A 17,607-nucleotide genomic window follows, 5' to 3' on the forward strand; every position below is an offset into this window, starting at 1 on the left:
CTTAAATACGTTATTTCGATAGTTCAATTAATTTTTATTTTTATCTAAGCAGTTTTTAGGTTCAATATATATTACTTCCCATTTTCCATCTTGATTTTTTTTATAATCGGCTATCTTTATATCAGTGCCATTAGTTAATGTATAAAAAAGTACATAGTACTCGTTATTATCTTTGTCTTTAAAATATGCCTTTTTCTCATAACCATCACTTTCTACAACTACATCACCTTTTATCAAAGAACACCAATCTCCATATTCTATTTCTACAAAAGATTTTGCATCGTATGACCACCCATGATAAGGTGCACATAAATAATTTTCTGGAGTATAATTCATATCTTTAATTTTATATACGCCATCTTCTTCATCTAAATAAATATATCCATAGTAATATGCAAATAGTCCTTTCTTTTCTTTACTTCCTTCTATTACTTCTATTTCCACAAAGTACTTTAAATCATTTGGTCTATCTTTATCTGGTACTACTTCATTTAATTTAACTAGATTTATATGTAATTTATTTTCAAATGATTTTAAGTATTTTTTATATGTAAGTCTTTCTTTATAAGAATTTGATAAAAAATTATAAGCTACTGGATATGGACCCCTAGCATCTCCCATAGTACCACAACCTGTATTAGTTTCATCTAGTGGATTTGCAGCGTCTCTTAGTACACTAAAGTAATTTAGGATAGTATCATTAGGTGTTTTTAAAAGTTCTTTTGGTAAATTTATTTCATTTTGGTTTTTTCCATAACTATCATATAAAGATTTTTCTATTTTGTCATTTAAAATTGGTGACTTTGATGGTCTAAAAAACTTTTCTAAACTATAATCCTCATCAACATTATCCACTTCTTTATCATCTACTTCATGTACTTCTTTTATGTAATTTGCTCCCATTACTATTTTTCCAGAATTTATTTTACTTTTTTCAAACACTACACCTATCCCCACTAATATTGTAATGCTCAAAACTATAAATACTTTTTTAATTTTCAATATTTCCCCCCCTTTCCTGTTAACATTCTCTTAAATAGTATATTGATTAATTTGGGTAAATATAATTAAAGTTTAAAGTCTTTTTAAAAACATTCAAATAAAAAAACTACTATATCATTAGATATTATCTAATTTTATAGTAGTCATTTTTTTATCTTTTAAGTTTTCTATATACACTTTTATCTACGTGTTCTTTTTTTATTACTTCTCCATTAGAGTTTTTAAATATTCTATATGTATTAGCTGCATCTAAGCCGCCTTCTTTAAATGTATCTACAACGATATCTACATTTGGGTTATCTTGTGAACTTCCATATATTGCACAAGTTACAGTTCCATTTCCAACCCAGTTTTTTACATATACAGGATGTGGGTATGGATTTTTAAATTTAAAATCTGTTCCTCCATCATTTACCATGGCATCTCTACCAAGTGGTACATAACTTGATGCTACTGAATGATTAGTTATTGAAACTAAATCCATTCCTGAACTTAAAACAGCATTATATAATGTAGTTGATACCTGGCAAACTCCCCCACCAAGACCATCTTCTAATTTACCTCTTATTATAACAGGTGCATCTTTGTATCCATTTGATCTATTTCTCATTCCCGTTAAATTATTGTATGAATACTCCTCACCTGGCATTAATAATACATTACTACTTTTATTAGCTGCAGTTCTTATATTATGAGTCCTAGCTGATGAATTTGTTGAAAACTTTGTTGTAAATTGACCAAGTAAAGTATCTACACTTTGTGCATCTTTTGTTTTTACCTCTGGCTCTTTTACATTTACTTTTAAAGCTATCTCACTATAGTCTTTATCACCTACAGCTTTTATAACGCTCTCTAAAGTATTCCCTACATCTAATTGTTTTCCAGTTACAGATGGCTTATGACCAATTGATCCTCCACTTACATATACCTTAGCATTTACCATATCTACATCAACTGCTTTAGATATCTTTTGTATAGATTCACTAAGCTTTGCTTCATTGTAAGAAGTCTTAATTTTCATATCTTTTTTATTATTTTTAAGAGAAAAATATCTTTTTATATTCTCAAAGTACTTGTCTGTTTTTGTATAGTTATAAGCTTCTTCTACCGCTTTTTCTACATCGTACTTTAAGTCAATATCTTCTGGCGATATTTCATGTTTCTTTCCTTCATATGAAAGATGTATGCTCTTTGGGCTATAGCTATTTTTAACCGCTTCTATAGCTTGTTTTTTATTCATTTGTGATACATCTACATTTTCTATAAATATATTTTTTGCTATATTATTACTATATATGTATGTTTGGTTAAAATGACTAACCATAAGACATAGAGCAAATATTATTATTACAGCACAAATGATACCATTTTTTTTTGATATTTTTTTACTCATTCCCCCACCTCATTTTCAAGACTATCTAAATTATAGGGGATTAATTTTTTTAAAACAAGTTTTATAGGGGATATGTAACTTTATTGTTACATTTTACCTTAGATTGCATTTAACCGGAAAATGGTCTGAATATTTTACGAAATCTACACAGTAATTATCTATAGTTACTAGTTTATCTGCGAATATATAATCTATCCTTGCATCAGTTTTTTCAAAAGTACATAGTTTATGATTATGTGTAAAAACTGCTGCATCATAAAAAGTATTTATACCTATATTTTTTTCATTCATATCTCCACATATTACACTCCTACCATCTAAATCATTTGTGTAATCTAGGATTTCACTTATTTGCTTTTTCCTTTCATCACAATCTAAACCTAAGTGGGTATTGATAACATTTATTTTCCCACAATCTGAAAATATATTTGTATATAAAAAGCCCCTTTGTTCTTTTAAACTAGTTAAGAAAACATGGCTATGATCTTCAATTTCACATTTAGAAAAAGTACAAACTCCATACATCATAAATGATGTAGCTACATTAGCTGCAAATACCCCATCCATATTTAATTCTAGTTTTAATTTTGCAAATTGAGGATAAAGTACTTCTTGTAAACAGATAACATCACAATCTGATTGTATTAAATATTTACTTATCTTTGATAATGTAATTTTATCATTACTATCCATTCCTTTATGAATATTATATGTTATCATTTTCATTTTACTGACCTCCATAAAATTAACTTAGTTTATCATTATATTCAAAAAACCCAGCTCAGTATATAATTGCTTTACTAAGCTAGGTTATCTCTTGAAAGTGTTTTATTATATTTATACATTTTATTAATGTTTGATTTCCTTTTTTATTTTAGTAAACTTTCCTTTATTTCCAACAAATGCAAATCCCATTTTTCTATATATTTCATCTAACTCTCTTAAAGTCACTTCACCATCTATTAAATTAACTAAAGTTATATCTTGTATTTTTCTAGTTTTATTAATCATTAGTAACACTCCTTTTAAAGTTTTTATATTTTATTATATTTTCCTTTTATTAGAATTATTACTGTTTTATTTTTTTTTATACTATATGACATTTACTTAGTTTATATATTAACACTTAAAGTAAGAAGGTATTTATATTAAGTAAACGTTAACTAATTTTTGTTTTGTTACAAATTGAAGAAATTTATTTATTTTTGTAAGATTATTATGTTTTACTTTTATTGTATATTGGCACTAATAGTATTACTATTATGGTATAGAGCAAAGTATATAAGTTAAAGGAGGTAAATATATGAAAACTACGGCAAATAAAACGATTATATTCAAACAGAAGGAATATGATGAGAAAAAACAAACTTCAAAGTATAAGATTAAAAATAATAATTCTAGTACTTCTTCTAAAGTCATTCCGTATCCTAAATATAAGAAGAAGAAAGAAAAGAGCATCAAACTTATAAAAAACAATAAACCTCTTTTAATAATTTTACTCTTGGTTATGTTTTTTTTTCTACTTTCATTTATAGATAATAATTTATTAAGAAATAAGCCTAGATTTAATTCCTCAAGTTCCTCATTATCCAATTCTGAATTTTCATCTTATTCTAAGATAGTAGAAAATGAGATTAGACATATATTAACTTTAGGTTCCAAAGACAAGGTAGCTACTGATAGTATGCATAAAAATGGAGAATCTGTTTATGCTGAGGGAAATATTTCTTTAAAGAAAAAAGAAAATAAAGATTTTGATATGATTTTAAAAGAGAATAAACCTTATTCTTTACTTATAGACGGAACTGAATACATTAAATAAAAATAGAGCTAAGTTTTTCTTAGCTCTATTTTTATTTAATTTATAGATAATAGCTTTGCTATAAATTATATCCAGGTAATAAAATCTTATATAGCCATACTTAAGCCCAATATAGATTTTATTAAAGTTTTTTTTTCTTTATCAGTTAAAATGTTCTTTTCTAATAATATTTTGCAAAATCCTAGTTTTTCTTCATCATCACTATTTTTGCTTAGTTCATTTATTCTTTTGTTTTCATTTATAAATAAAGGTTTGTAATAATCATAATTATTTATTATATTTTGTACAAAATGGTGCAAATCTATTATTTCGGTGTCAAAATCATTTTTATACTTATTTATTCCTCTAGCTAAAGTTATGCTGTCCATTCCGTAAAAATTAGATATTTTGTTTATATTTTCAGACTCTGCTATAGTAAATCCATATTTTTTTATTTTATCTACTACAGTGTTTTTACAATTTAAGCAACATCCGTAACAGTTATTATTTTCATCATACCAATCTTTTTTATTATCACTAGTTATTCTGTTTGCAATAATTTGATTATACTTTTTAAATGTTTCACTATCATAGGGTATTAAATTTTCTTGATGTCTAAGCACTATAGCTTTTAAATTTTTATTAGCCATTAATTTACCAAGACCATCGCTTCCACAAGACTTGTTATTTCTAAGCATAATTTTTGCAAAGTCTATTTTATTCATCCCCGCTATCCCTACAAATGCAATCTCTATTTTATTAACATGTAATTCTTTTTTAAGTATTTTTTGTGTGCTTAAAAAATCTGCTTCAGACAAATGAGTAGCATCATTTATGCTTATGTTTTCTTTGTCTATATACACATATACAGGAATATCACTTTCTCCCTCAAATACTAAATAGTCGTATCCATTACATTTCATAAAATGTGCAAAATGACTTCCACTTGTTGACAATGAATTTTTATCATACACACTTAATCTATTTAATCCTACAATTCCATATCCAGCTAAAGGTGGCGCTTCAAATACTAAATTATCAGCATTTAAATTGATTCTACACTTGTCGTACTGATTGATTGTTCTTGCTTTCCTATCATTAAGATTTATGTACAGTATTTTTTTCATCAGCATTCCCTCCTCAATCTATATTATATCACCAAATATATTTTTTTTTTGCTATTTTTTCAATGTATTTAATTTATATTTCAATTAAGAAATCGTTTACTATCGTTATGCATTATTTAAATAAATAAAAAACACCTTAGTTGATATTTTTATAACTAAGGTGTTTTTGTTCTACATCAAACTACTTTTTAGTACTTTTCTTAACAGCCTTACCTACTGATTTACCAGTATTTACAGTTTCTTTACCTACATTATATCCAGTTTTTACCGCTTCTTTACCTACATTTAATGTTCCTTGTATTGCTTCTTTTGCAACATTTCCTACTCCATTTACTACTTCTTTTCCTACTTTTTCTACTGGGTCAGTTACTTTTTTAACTACTTTTTCAGCTTTTTTTCCCATCTATATTTTACCTCCTTAATTACTATATTTATTTTTATTGCTACCCTTTCATCTATTTTATGATCTATATTTTATATTGTTACATCAAAAAGACTAGGATATTTTCCTAGCCTTTAAATTTAATAATATTAATTAAATCATCATACTATAATTTTTATAAATGATTATTAACCTTTGATATTAAACTTTCCTTTGGCATAAATCCAACTAATATCTCTACAGGTTTTCCATCTTTAAATATCATAACTGTTGGAACTGTACTTACATTATACTTTCTTGCTATATCCATAGTTTGATCTATATCTACTTTTACAAAGTTTGCACTAGATCCCATTTCATCACTTGCTTGTTGAAATACTGGCGCTAACATTTTGCAAGGAGCACACCATGTTGCAAAAAAGTCTACTACAGCTACTCCACTTCCATTTTCTATAGTAGAATTAAATTCTTCTGCATTTAATATTTTAATAATATTTTCCATTTTATTTTTGCTATTCAAAACAAACTTGAATAGTCTCTCCCTTTCATATATTTTATCTTATTTTTATTATTTACATTTTAATTTTTTTTATTTCTCTTTATTTTATATTACTATAATACTTGTTATTACCTTATTTTTCTATATTTTAATTGTTTTTTATATTTTTTTCTCTTTTTTTTATAATTTACTATTTACATAAACTTTATTTTGTATTATAATGATTTTAGTGGCATTTATGCATCGCGCATAAATATACGCTAGCCCAAATAAAGGCACCTATCTTTGATAGGTGCCTTTCCGTTTGTCTTAATTTAAATTTAGTTTTAAAACTTCATTTGGTATTGTAAAATCAACTGCTCCCATAGAACCTGGCCCTACTTCATATTTATCAAAACATATTACTAACTCATTTTTTTCATTTATATAAAATCCTTGATTTTCCTTTATAGTTTTAAAATCATCATCTTGCCCAGTATTTATCCAATAAAAAATATCAGAATCTAATTTCATTTGCTTTTCCATTTGAGACTTTATATTTTCACTTATGATATTTATATAATCTACATTTTCAAACATACTTTTAAGTGTTATTGACTCCTCACTTTTTTTGTTTATATTATAGAATTTTCTAGTTGTATCAGAAGAACCCTGAACTTCATAGTTAGAAACAACCAATGACAGTATATCTTCATTATTTGCTTTAACTTCATATGATGATCTTAGCATTTGATGACCTCGTTTATTATTTTTTTCTAGTGTTTTTGATTGTTCTACATATTGTTGATACAAAGCTTTAGCTTCTTTTTCTAGTTCTTCATTTAAGTCTTTTTCTAATTTTTTATCTTTTAATCCCTCTACCTTAGCTACATCTACAGATACTTCTAATCCATTTTTATCCAAGCTATAATTAGAAAGTTTTACCACTTTTACCAATTTACCTATTACAGGTATATTATCTAATGCATTAGCAACTAATGGACTCATATTTACACTACCTACAAATACTGCCACAATAGATACTACTAATGACAAACTTTTTATTAAACTTACTTTATTATCATCTTTCTTATTATATATAGCATCGTTTACTATACCTTCTAATTCACAAGGTATTTCAATATTATTATAGTTTTCTTTTAGCTTTTGCAATTTTTCTTTGTCGTTCATAAGCTCCTCCTTATTCATCTATTTCTATTTTCAATAATTTCAAGGCTTTATAAAGCCTTGTCTTAACAGTGTTTATATTTTCATCTAATGTTTTTGCTATGTCAGATATTTTCATATCTTCAAAATACCTTAACATAACTACTGTTTTATATTCTTTGGGTAAATTATCTAGTGCCATTTGTATATCTATATCTGTTTCAATATCACGGTCTATATATGTATCAGTTGATATCTTTTCTACAATTTGAGTATATTTTTTACTTTTCCTTGTATAATCTATGGATGTATTGATAAGTATTGTATAAAACCAAGGCTTAATACAATCTACATTTTCTAACTTATCAATTTTGGATAAACCTTTTAATATAGATTCTTGGACTATATCTAGTGCATCTTGTTCATTTCTTACATATTTATATGCAATCCTATAAAATGAATTTTTGTTTTCTATTATATAATTTTTAAAAGTTTTTTCTTTTATTTTTTTACCCAAGTTCAGTAATTTCATATGTCTAGGGTCCTCCTTTTTTCTTACACATATATAGACGTATGTAGTTGATAAAAAGTTTTATAATTCAAATAGTAAATTTTTACACTAAAAAGGAGTAACTCTACAATGATTAATTCATTTTGAGATACTCCTTTATTTTTTTAAAGTAATAAAACATTATTTATAATTATTTAATATATCATTATTTTTAATTTAGTACAATATTTTTTAAATTTTTAGTGCCATTTATCATTTCCAGTATTCTGTTTCTATTCCAATATCTTTTGATACAAATTTTTCACCATTAGAGTGTTCATAGTGATTTAGAGTTTTTAAAATTATATGCCTTCCAACTATTAATATCGGAACATTTGAAAATACAACCATTATATTTACCATATCAGATATGTACCATACATTTCCAAGTTCTAACCCCGCAAGTACCGACAACACTCCAAATGGAACAAATACTATTGCACCTAATCCTCTTATAGCCATTATAGCTTTTTTATCTCTTGTTATGCAGTTTACTGATATTTCTGCAAACAATACAAGGCCTATTAATGTTGTAAATGCAAACATAGCATAACATAATGATAATATTGAGTTCACTGCATTATCTAGTGAAACACCTGGAACTAAATAAGCTACTGATGCTGTATATATTGATAGTTTAGACTCTTTTATAACGTCCCATACAACTCCAGCGTCCCCATTCCATACACTTGCCATAACTATTACAAATCCTGTCATTGTACAAATTATCATAGTATCTAAAAATACACCTATTGCTTGTATAAATCCTTGTTCACATGGATGATCATTTTCAGATATAGCAGCTGCCATAGTTATAGTACCTTGACCTGCCTCATTAGACATTAAGCCTCTTTTAACTCCTTGAGCTAAACAAATACCAAAGCCACCTCCAAATATTGCCTCAGGTGTAAATGCTCCTTTAAATACTGATACAAAGAAATATGGTATTAATTTGAAATTTATACATATTAACGTTATTATTATCCCTGCGTATACAATTGCCATTATAGGAACTAATTTATCAGTTACTCTAGTAACTCCTCTTAAACCTTTAAATACTGTTAAAGCTACTGAAAGTATTATTGCTATACCTATTACATAATAAACTATTGACTGTCTGCCAAATGTTTGACCTGTTAAATTTTCTGCAACAGAACCTAAAGATGTGTACAAATTAAATGTTTGACCTGGCAGATTAAACAATGCATAAATTATAAATATCGTTGAAAGTAATACTCCTACCCAATATCTATTTCCAAATATTTTTCTTCCGTAAAATGGAAGACCACCTACAAATTCCTTATCTTTTCTTTCTTTAAATAATTGAGCAAGAACCGCTTCTGAAAATGCTATAGACATTCCAAAGAAAGCTGATACCCACATCCAAAATATAGCCCCTGGACCGCCTACAGATACGGCATAGGTTACACCTATAATATTTCCTGGACCTATTCTCATGGCTGAACTTAATAAAAATGCTGCAAAAGGGCTAACTCCAACATCCCCTGATTTTTTTTTGATAATAGTCTTAAGCCCTGTTTTAAACCGTCTTACTTGTACAAATTTTGTTTTAAAAGTAAAATAAATTCCAGTTCCAACAAGTAGTAATATAGAAAATGCGAAGTTCCCTAAAATAGGTATATTAGCATACCACTTGAAATTCGTGGGGAAATTCCACATAAAATCTGATATAGGCACTATGAAGTCAAAAAAACTATTTACACTGCTAAATAATTGTTCCAAACAAACTCCTCCCCCTTTATACTCATATAAAACATATTTTATATATTGTATGATTTGAAAATAGGATTATTAACCAAAGTTTCAAATTCATTTTTATATTTAGATAATTTTATAAAACAAAAAAATATAGATAAATTTACTTAAAAGTAAGTTTATCTATATCTTCATACAATTTATTTAGTTAATTCTATACTATCTGATAATCTCCACATTCCTGTTTTTGGACTTGTAAATAAGTCTTTGTCTTTACAGTTTTTGTGTTCCTTACATCCACTTTCTAATATCACACCTACTATAAAACTAGATTCTGCCATACCAGAGTGTATTAGTGATTTTGCTATTTTCCCAAATCTCATTTCGCCATTTTCTTTTAATAAATCTATTATCTTAGCTTCCATTAATTCCATTTGCTCTTTTGAATATTTCATATTTTCTCCTATATTAGTTATTTTAGTTTCTTTTATTATATCACTAGTTATAATAACAGAAATAGTATTATTAATATTTAAATATATGCAAATACTATATTAGAAAATATATTGATATTTTTAAATATATGTTTAAAAGGAGTATTATTTATATGGCTAATTATAATGGAGTAGTTAAATGGTTTGATTGTGATAGAGGTTATGGATTTATAACTTCTGATAGCGGTGAAGATATTTTTGTACACTTTTCTCACATAAAAGAGGAAGGACATAATAAGGACTTACATCAAGGACAAGAAGTTACTTTCGATACGGTTGAGGCTGATAGAGGTCCATCTGCTATTAATGTTCAAAAATTCAACTAATATTTAAAAAGATTTGCTTAACTAATAATATGATTTTTGTGTTATATAGAAATCATGTTATTAGTTATAAAAATCCTCTTTAGTAAGTTCTTTTATCCCATCATATAATCTATTTTGTTTTCTTCACTTATTTTGCTAAATTTTTATAAGTTTTTAATAGTTTATCTTAACACTTTTTTATCTGTTTAATGTATATATGATAGAATTCTTCATACAATAATAAAAATTTAGTCAACAAAGGAGAAAACATCATGGGGTATTTCAAAAAATTATTTTTTGTATTGACATTAACCATGTGCCTCAGTACTTGCGTGGCATTTTGTGATGATGAAATTAAACTAACACCAGCTGGAGAAGTTATTTATATGCAATCTTATTTGAATTTCCCCGTTGTTGAAGATGTTTTAAGCAAAACTTGTAAAACTCTAAAAAATGAAGATGTTTTATTATCTATAACTTCTAAATCAAAAGGAAAAGTATGTAATTTAGAAGATATGAGAAATGTTATGAAAATAGAAAATGAAAAAATCAAAGTAGAGTTTATCAGAAGTGGTAAACATAAAACTAAGTCTATGACATCCGATGAGTTAAGACTTTATAAATTAGATTGTGTCTCTAGAGCTATAGGTACTATAACAGCTGTTGATAAAAACGGTAAATTCATAGGTCTTGCTCACGAATTAGGTTGCGTTAAAGATAATGTTGGTTTTAAAAAAATAGATATATATAAAACTAATTTTATACAACAACAAAAATCTTCTAAAGATGATATTGGATTTTTAGTTGCAAATGATATTGGTGGGTTCTTAGGTGAGATTACTAGTGTTAGTGAGTTTGGTGTTAAAGGAAATTATAATAATTTTAAATATAATCCAAATGAGGCTTTATCTATATCAAAACCTAAAGTTGGTATCGCATATATTTTATGTAGTGATTCTATAACTAGTGAACCTAAATTACACAAAATAAAAATAACAAAAGTTAATAAAGATTTATCTTCTATTAAAGTATTAGACAAGTCTTTGATAAAGTTTAGAGGTGGAATCGTAAGAGGCATGAGCGGTTCCCCAGTTATTCAAAACAATAAAATTGTAGGCGGTGTAAGGTCTACTAATATTTCAAATCCAAAAGAAGGTCATATATCTAATATTCACAGTATGTTAGGTATTAACTTAAACTAAAATAAATCTAACAAAAAACGCCCAAATATCTGGACGTTTTTTTATTAAATATATAATGCTAAATTAGCTTTTTATAAGCCTTTTAAAGATTTAATTTTAGAACTATCCCTAAATCCTTGTATAAATCCTTTTGGCATTGATTTTAAGAAAAATACTACCATTATACAAGAAAGTGGCTTATCTACTATATTGCTGATAATTCTAGGAATAAACGCTGATGTAAATATACTTTGACCTGTTTTCATAAAAAATCCAACCAATAAGTCAGCTCCACTACCACTTATTCCCCCAAACATTAAAACAGATATCGGAGTTCCTACAAGTGGACATATCACAGCTAGCATAATACCTACTATTACAGCTTCTTTATACCCAAATTCTTTTTTCTTTGCTACATATCCTACTACAAGTCCTAATACTATATTTACTAAGGCAAAAGGAATATTTGTAGGTCCAGTTATTACACCTAATACAAGATTAGTACATCCTCCTATTAAGGCTCCCCAAAGCGGGCCTAGAGTCACTGCTCCTAAAATTGTTCCTACTGTGTCTAAAAATAAAAATGGTATATTTAACATATCTACAAACATACCAAATACTATATTCACAACTATGCACATAGCACTAAATGTTAATATTTTAGTTTTCATAAAATCTCCTTTTTTGTCAATTAAGATTGTCTTTTTAGTAATTCCTCTATGATTGTACATCAATAATATATATTTTTAAAATATTAAATATATATATTACACTTCAATCACATAGATACATTCTATAAGTTATAAATCAATTTACATTGTATAATTGTTTTATAACTTTAAAACTAAGGATGGATAATATGAAAAGAGATAAAAATATAGTTGTAGTTTGCCATTGTATATTAAATTGTAATTCAAAGGTCGAGGGTTTATCAGAATATAGAGGTGCCCTAGATTTCACTAAAAAACTAATTGATAATGGTATAGGTATAGTCCAATTACCTTGCCCTGAAATGATGATTTATGGTATTAAAAGATGGGGACACACTAAAGAGCAATTTGATAACCCATTTTACAAAACTCAATGTAAAAATATGTTAGAACCATATATTATGCAATTTGATAACTATATTAAAAATGGATACAACATAAAAGGTTTAATATCAATAGAGGGAAGTCCTAGCTGTGGATATAAAAAAACTTGTTCTTCTTCTCTATGGTCTGGTGAGCTAAGTAACTGTACTAATTTAGATGAGAAATTAAGTGATGTTAAGTGCATTGATGAGATGGGTGTATTTATGAAGCAGCTTGTAAGTATGCTTGAAAGTAACAATCTAAACATCCCTATACTATGTCTTGATGAAAGTACTTTACAAGAAAGTATAAATGATATATTAAATAATCTTAATATTTAAATTATTCCAAATTCACCAGTTTTAAATACTAAAAAGAGTGTAGGTAAATTTGTTTTTACACAAATCTATCTACACTCCCATTTATTTTATATATGATAATTGATAAATTAAAAATCTTTCTTGGCTATCTTTATTATATAAATCATTTAGTATTACTTCGTCTTTTATAACAAATTGTGTTTCATTTTCTAAATAATATATATAATCTTCACTTGGATAATATAAAACCAATTCAATATCTCTTTGATTTTCATAAAAAGAATTTAATATGTTATCTATAATTTTTCTAAATATTACTACAGAAAAAGGATTAAAAAAATAAAATTTATTTTCTAACTTATCTATTTTATAATCTTGTGCAAAGCAGCATTTAAAGTTTATTTTATTACTACTTCTTCTTTTGTGTTTTTCTAAATAAGTTTGCTTATTATAAAGGCAATCATGGTAGTAGTTCTCATCCATCTCTACTCCCACTACACTACATTTAAATATATAATTTATATAAAAATTAAGTCTTCCTTTTCCACATCCAAAATCAACTACATAATCCTCTTCTTTGATTTTGTAGTTTTTGAATAATAACTCTAAGGCTTGATATGACGTAGCCTGATATGGATGATAATGATTTATCTTTTCACTCCACAACTCTTCTCCACTTGTGTTTATATTTAATAATTTTTCATATGTCTGTGCTTGCATTATTGCTCCTTTAAATACTAATCTTACTCTTTTGTTTTATCTCTAATATTCTTTTTTTGTATTTTCCAATTTGATAATGAGTATTTACTGTAAACGAACCACAAACTACTACCATAAAGTAATATATAAATGTTCCATATAAAAATACTGCATATCCCATAATTTCCTTTGGAAATACATTTGCAAATATAGTTAAAAATGCGATTTCATTAGCACCTATATTACCTGGAGTTGGTACTGGTGATACTGCCATATATAAAAACACTTGAAGTGTTAATATATCAAAATAACCCAATTCAGTTAAATTAAATGCTTTGTACACACAATATGCGACGCTAAAAAAGGCGCTAAGTTGTATTACAGTTAACGCTAAACTTAAAATTAAAGCTTTTTTATCTTTTATAAATAATCTTATAGATTGGCTATATTCATCTATATATATGTTTATAGTATATTTTTTATTTTTTATTCCCTTAAACATCTTAAATCTAGCTAGTATGTCTATTATAAAATCAACAACAAATTTTATTTTATTTGGGCTAAATACAACTAAAATCCCTGTAAATAATAACATTATGTTCATACATATTCCTGCACTCATTAGTAACATTATAGAAGGCATTTCTGATTTTAAAAGTTCCATATTTGTTGCTATAAAGTATCCACCATAAATAGTTACTACGGTTTGAAATAGCACAGTTTTATTAGTTATTATAGCTATCGATTTACTAATACTTATATTGTACTTTGTTAGACTATATACCTGTATTGGTTGGCTACCTGATGCAAAGGGTGTGACTAAATTATAATAAAGTCCCATTGTGGCTATTTTAAATCCTATAAATTTCATCTTAGTCTTTTGGATTGAGTTTATTATTATATGAATTATTAATGATTCAAATAATATATAAATCATCATTAAAATAACTCCAAGCATTATATATTTTTTATTAACTATTTCTAGTATATGAGGTATCAATGTAATATCTAAAGTCGTCGATACTAAGTAAGTTGTAAGGCATATTAGAAACAATAAAAATCCATATTGTACAAAAGCTTTTTTCTTCTTAGTTATTTTTGTCATAAATCTTCTCCTATTTTTTATAGCACATGATAAATTATTTTTTAAATTTTTTCATAAATATAATTTTAAAATCCATGCTCAAAAAATTTATTTCTTTAAGTTTTTTTATAAAACACTTTTTTATTAACCATTATTACATCATATACTATTTTATAACTTCTGTGCAATACTTTTGACTATTTTCTCGTAAGTAAAAATTAAATTTAATATTCTTATACTTATTTCATACTTATTTCACTTATTTCTTTTATAGCATCTACTTCTATAATTTTCACCATATTCTTATCTACTATAATTTTTGTATAATCTTTACTTGCTATTATAAATGGTATTCCTAATTTTCTAAACAAATAAATTTTTCTATTATACTTAACATCAACAGTTCACATTTTCCTATTAATCTATCTTTTTCATAAAAAAATTGGCAGCTAAAAGCTACCAGTTTTTTATAATTCTTATTTGAATTTGTCAGGGTAAATAGCAGTTGCCATTTCTTTTAATGCTTTAACTGCATGTTGAGATGGGCGAGATGATGCATTTTTATCTATTAAAAATACATTATTATTTTTTACTGCATTTATATTTTCCCAACCTTTACGGCTTTTTATTGATTCTAATGAATTTTTTACATAATCAACATTTGTCAATATTACATCAGGGTTAGCATCTATTATCGCTTCTTCACTTGGGCTTATCCATGATTTTTGATCTTTAAATATATTTTCAGCTCCAACAAGTTCTACCATTTCATTTAAGAAAGTTGAATTTCCAAAACTATATAAACCTGGTGCAGGTGCTATCTCAAAGTACACTTTCTTTTTGTCAGTTATAGTGTCTCCTATAGCTTTTATTTCTTGTATTTGTTTTTTCATATCATCTACTATTTTTTGACCTTCTTTTTTCTTATCTGTAATATCTGCTATAAACATTGTATCATCATATATTCCTTGAATACTTTCGCTACTTGGTATGTAAACAACGCTTATTCCAGCTTCTTTTATAAGTTTGAATGGATCTTCACTACTTCCAGTTTTATTGTGTCCTGATGCTATTATTATATCTGGGTCTAGAGCTATTATTGCTTCTGCATCTGGTTTTAAGAAGTCTATTTTTGCTATATCTTTATTTATACCTTCTATATCACCTGAATATGTATCTACTCCAACTAATTTATCTGCTAATCCTAATTCTACTAACACTTCTGTATTTGAAGGTGCTGTTGATATTATTCTATCCATTTTAGTTGGAAGTTTTACTTCATTTCCTTCCCTATCGTTTATAATCTTTTCTTTTGGGCTACAACCAGCTATTCCTAACATAGCTACTAATATTATAGCTAATATTGATGTTATTTTTTTCATTTGTATTATTCTCCTATTTATAATTTCTTTTATTTTTTATTCTTAGCGCCCTTATTTAATTTGATAGATTCTAATCCCCCTTTTTAAATCAGAAAAGCATACTCTAAGAGTATGCTTATAATTATCTATTATTTAGCGCTATATCCAACCCTCAGAAGATATCTGCTTTAAGTTATTGGCAGGTATCCCGGCTCAACTTCATTCTACTCTCCTACCTTCCCAATTACTCAGTGGTTTTTAAGATTTCGTCAGTTTTACGGTTACTGGGGTAGCTTAGAATTTACATCTAATTCCCTATTAAGTCTAATCGACACCTAATACTTATTATTTTATTAAATTATATCTTACCATTATGATAACTTATTATAATTTGATATGCAATAAAATTATAATATTTTTTAACCTAATGCTACATCCATTATCATCATTACCATAAATCCTAGTATAACTCCTATAGTGGCCAAGTTTTTATTTTCACTTGCACTCTCTGGTATAAGTTCTGATGATACAACTGAAATCATAGCACCTGCTGCAAATGCTAGTAAAAATGGTAACATACTTCTCATTGTCATTGCCGCAAATGCTCCTAGCACACCTGCTATTGGCTCAACCATTCCAGATGCCTGCCCGCACAAAAATGATTTTTGTCTACTATATCCTTCTCTTCTTAAAGGAAGTGATACGGCTGCACCTTCTGGAAAGTTTTGAAGCCCTATCCCTAGTGCAAGTAACATTGCTGAAAGCACAGTAGCTCCATCTACACCTGCTACTACTCCACCAAATGCAACTCCAACTGCAAGCCCCTCTGGTATGTTATGAATAGTAACTGCTGCAACTAATAACAAACTTCTTTTTACAGAGTCTGCCCCTTTTTCGTAATCTTTTTTATCTTTCCATTTAGTAAAATAAAACTTATCTAAAAACTTTTCAGATACTACAATAAATAGCCCTCCTGCTAAAAACCCCATTGCTGGTGCAAACCATGCATATCTAACTCCTATATCTTCGCATAATTGTATCGCAGGGTTTAATAGTGACCAAAAACTTGCAGCTATCATAACACCTGCTCCAAACCCTAACATACAATCTAGTACTTTTCTATTTATTGTTTTAAAAAATAACACTACAGCTGCCCCTAAAGCTGTTATTGCCCATGTAAAAATTGTCGCTATAAGTGCCTGTATTACCGGCGATAATCCCAAAAACCAATCCATAATGACCCTCCCATATATTTAATATTGTTGTCTGTATAATAAATATATTCACATAAATAACTTTAGGTTACTATCTATAGCAAAAAAATCTACTATATAATTTAATCATATGTACAGTAGATTTTTATTTATCTAAATTAATGGGCTATGCATTCTATATTTTAATTTTATTTTACCTTATTATAATAATTAATATATTTTGTAATAAAAAAGCTCCTTAAATAAAGGACTTTCTTTGT

At 26.9% G+C, this 17,607-nt stretch carries 21 protein-coding genes and 1 riboswitch; of the genes, 4 read left to right on the forward strand and 17 right to left on the reverse strand.

Annotation, left to right across the window (positions count from 1 at the left end):
* Window positions 1–27: 27 nt before the first annotated feature.
* The 4 genes from QOZ84_RS10370 to QOZ84_RS10385 all read right to left on the reverse strand — a co-directional run bounded on the left by QOZ84_RS10370 (window position 28) and on the right by QOZ84_RS10385 (window position 3,406).
* Window positions 28–1,002: a hypothetical protein gene (locus QOZ84_RS10370; RefSeq protein ID WP_284132888.1), complete on the reverse strand. Its 975-nt coding sequence runs from the start codon at window positions 1,000–1,002 to the stop codon at window positions 28–30.
* Between the two features lie 151 nt (window positions 1,003–1,153).
* Window positions 1,154–2,395 carry a VanW family protein gene (locus QOZ84_RS10375; RefSeq protein ID WP_284132889.1) on the reverse strand — a complete coding sequence of 414 codons (1,242 nt, stop codon included), beginning with the start codon at window positions 2,393–2,395 and terminating at the stop codon, window positions 1,154–1,156.
* Between the two features lie 93 nt (window positions 2,396–2,488).
* Window positions 2,489–3,121 (reverse strand): endonuclease/exonuclease/phosphatase family protein, encoded by a 633-nt coding sequence (locus QOZ84_RS10380; RefSeq protein WP_284132890.1) that lies wholly within the window; start codon window positions 3,119–3,121, stop codon window positions 2,489–2,491.
* Between the two features lie 123 nt (window positions 3,122–3,244).
* A complete protein-coding gene (locus QOZ84_RS10385) occupies window positions 3,245–3,406 on the reverse strand; it encodes a hypothetical protein (protein WP_284132891.1) in 162 nt (53 codons plus the stop codon).
* A 292-nt stretch (window positions 3,407–3,698) separates the two neighbouring features.
* Between QOZ84_RS10385 and QOZ84_RS10390 the strand changes: the two genes are divergently transcribed.
* On the forward strand, window positions 3,699–4,217 hold the full coding sequence (locus tag QOZ84_RS10390; protein WP_284132892.1) for a hypothetical protein: 519 nt from the start codon (window positions 3,699–3,701) through the stop codon (window positions 4,215–4,217).
* 86 nt (window positions 4,218–4,303) lie between these two features.
* Here QOZ84_RS10390 and QOZ84_RS10395 read toward each other — a convergent pair whose 3' ends face one another.
* From QOZ84_RS10395 to QOZ84_RS10425, 7 genes are all read right to left on the reverse strand, one after another.
* On the reverse strand, window positions 4,304–5,323 hold the full coding sequence (locus QOZ84_RS10395) for an aldehyde ferredoxin oxidoreductase N-terminal domain-containing protein (RefSeq protein ID WP_284132893.1): 1,020 nt from the start codon (window positions 5,321–5,323) through the stop codon (window positions 4,304–4,306).
* A gap of 181 nt (window positions 5,324–5,504) precedes the next feature.
* Window positions 5,505–5,726 (reverse strand): hypothetical protein, encoded by a 222-nt coding sequence (locus tag QOZ84_RS10400; protein ID WP_284132894.1) that lies wholly within the window; start codon window positions 5,724–5,726, stop codon window positions 5,505–5,507.
* Between the two features lie 154 nt (window positions 5,727–5,880).
* Complete coding sequence (gene trxA / locus QOZ84_RS10405; protein ID WP_284132932.1) at window positions 5,881–6,198, reverse strand: thioredoxin; 318 nt, start codon at window positions 6,196–6,198, stop codon at window positions 5,881–5,883.
* A gap of 315 nt (window positions 6,199–6,513) precedes the next feature.
* The gene (gene rsiV, locus QOZ84_RS10410; protein WP_284132895.1) at window positions 6,514–7,374 is read right to left on the reverse strand and encodes an anti-sigma-V factor RsiV; all 861 of its coding nucleotides are present in this window, start codon (window positions 7,372–7,374) and stop codon (window positions 6,514–6,516) included.
* A gap of 10 nt (window positions 7,375–7,384) precedes the next feature.
* Window positions 7,385–7,882 carry an RNA polymerase sigma factor gene (locus QOZ84_RS10415; RefSeq protein WP_284132896.1) on the reverse strand — a complete coding sequence of 166 codons (498 nt, stop codon included), beginning with the start codon at window positions 7,880–7,882 and terminating at the stop codon, window positions 7,385–7,387.
* Window positions 7,883–8,113: 231 nt separating this feature from the next.
* The gene (locus tag QOZ84_RS10420) at window positions 8,114–9,643 is read right to left on the reverse strand and encodes an alanine/glycine:cation symporter family protein (protein WP_284132897.1); all 1,530 of its coding nucleotides are present in this window, start codon (window positions 9,641–9,643) and stop codon (window positions 8,114–8,116) included.
* Window positions 9,644–9,816: 173 nt separating this feature from the next.
* Window positions 9,817–10,071, reverse strand: a complete 255-nt coding sequence (locus QOZ84_RS10425; protein WP_284132898.1) for a hypothetical protein — start codon at window positions 10,069–10,071, stop codon at window positions 9,817–9,819.
* A gap of 152 nt (window positions 10,072–10,223) precedes the next feature.
* Between QOZ84_RS10425 and QOZ84_RS10430 the strand changes: the two genes are divergently transcribed.
* Together QOZ84_RS10430 and QOZ84_RS10435 are read left to right on the forward strand one after the other, a co-directional pair.
* The gene (locus QOZ84_RS10430; RefSeq protein ID WP_284132899.1) at window positions 10,224–10,436 is read left to right on the forward strand and encodes a cold-shock protein; all 213 of its coding nucleotides are present in this window, start codon (window positions 10,224–10,226) and stop codon (window positions 10,434–10,436) included.
* A gap of 251 nt (window positions 10,437–10,687) precedes the next feature.
* Window positions 10,688–11,617, forward strand: coding sequence for a SpoIVB peptidase S55 domain-containing protein (locus tag QOZ84_RS10435; protein ID WP_284132900.1), 930 nt, complete (start codon window positions 10,688–10,690; stop codon window positions 11,615–11,617).
* A 71-nt stretch (window positions 11,618–11,688) separates the two neighbouring features.
* Here QOZ84_RS10435 and QOZ84_RS10440 read toward each other — a convergent pair whose 3' ends face one another.
* On the reverse strand, window positions 11,689–12,267 hold the full coding sequence (locus tag QOZ84_RS10440) for a CD3073 family putative ECF transporter S component (protein WP_284132901.1): 579 nt from the start codon (window positions 12,265–12,267) through the stop codon (window positions 11,689–11,691).
* A 188-nt stretch (window positions 12,268–12,455) separates the two neighbouring features.
* Here QOZ84_RS10440 and QOZ84_RS10445 point away from each other — a divergent pair, with 188 nt between their 5' ends.
* Entirely contained in the window at window positions 12,456–13,010 is a 555-nt protein-coding gene (locus tag QOZ84_RS10445; protein ID WP_284132902.1) for a CD3072 family TudS-related putative desulfidase, read from the forward strand.
* An 81-nt stretch (window positions 13,011–13,091) separates the two neighbouring features.
* On the opposite strand, the gene QOZ84_RS10450 is transcribed toward QOZ84_RS10445, so the two are convergent.
* From QOZ84_RS10450 to QOZ84_RS10470, 5 genes are all read right to left on the reverse strand, one after another.
* Complete coding sequence (locus tag QOZ84_RS10450; RefSeq protein ID WP_284132903.1) at window positions 13,092–13,709, reverse strand: methyltransferase; 618 nt, start codon at window positions 13,707–13,709, stop codon at window positions 13,092–13,094.
* A gap of 10 nt (window positions 13,710–13,719) precedes the next feature.
* Window positions 13,720–14,793, reverse strand: a complete 1,074-nt coding sequence (locus QOZ84_RS10455; RefSeq protein ID WP_284132904.1) for a lysylphosphatidylglycerol synthase transmembrane domain-containing protein — start codon at window positions 14,791–14,793, stop codon at window positions 13,720–13,722.
* A gap of 218 nt (window positions 14,794–15,011) precedes the next feature.
* Window positions 15,012–15,143, reverse strand: coding sequence for a hypothetical protein (locus tag QOZ84_RS10460; protein WP_284132905.1), 132 nt, complete (start codon window positions 15,141–15,143; stop codon window positions 15,012–15,014).
* Between the two features lie 105 nt (window positions 15,144–15,248).
* The gene (locus tag QOZ84_RS10465) at window positions 15,249–16,154 is read right to left on the reverse strand and encodes an ABC transporter substrate-binding protein (RefSeq protein WP_331496559.1); all 906 of its coding nucleotides are present in this window, start codon (window positions 16,152–16,154) and stop codon (window positions 15,249–15,251) included.
* A 160-nt stretch (window positions 16,155–16,314) separates the two neighbouring features.
* A riboswitch (cobalamin riboswitch) is annotated at window positions 16,315–16,487 on the reverse strand.
* A gap of 65 nt (window positions 16,488–16,552) precedes the next feature.
* Complete coding sequence (locus QOZ84_RS10470; RefSeq protein WP_284132906.1) at window positions 16,553–17,368, reverse strand: ZIP family metal transporter; 816 nt, start codon at window positions 17,366–17,368, stop codon at window positions 16,553–16,555.
* Window positions 17,369–17,607: the final 239 nt, after the last annotated feature.

Origin of the sequence: Romboutsia sedimentorum (genome assembly GCF_030131845.1) — a bacterium.
GTDB classification, from domain to species: domain Bacteria; phylum Bacillota; class Clostridia; order Peptostreptococcales; family Peptostreptococcaceae; genus Romboutsia_D; species Romboutsia_D sedimentorum.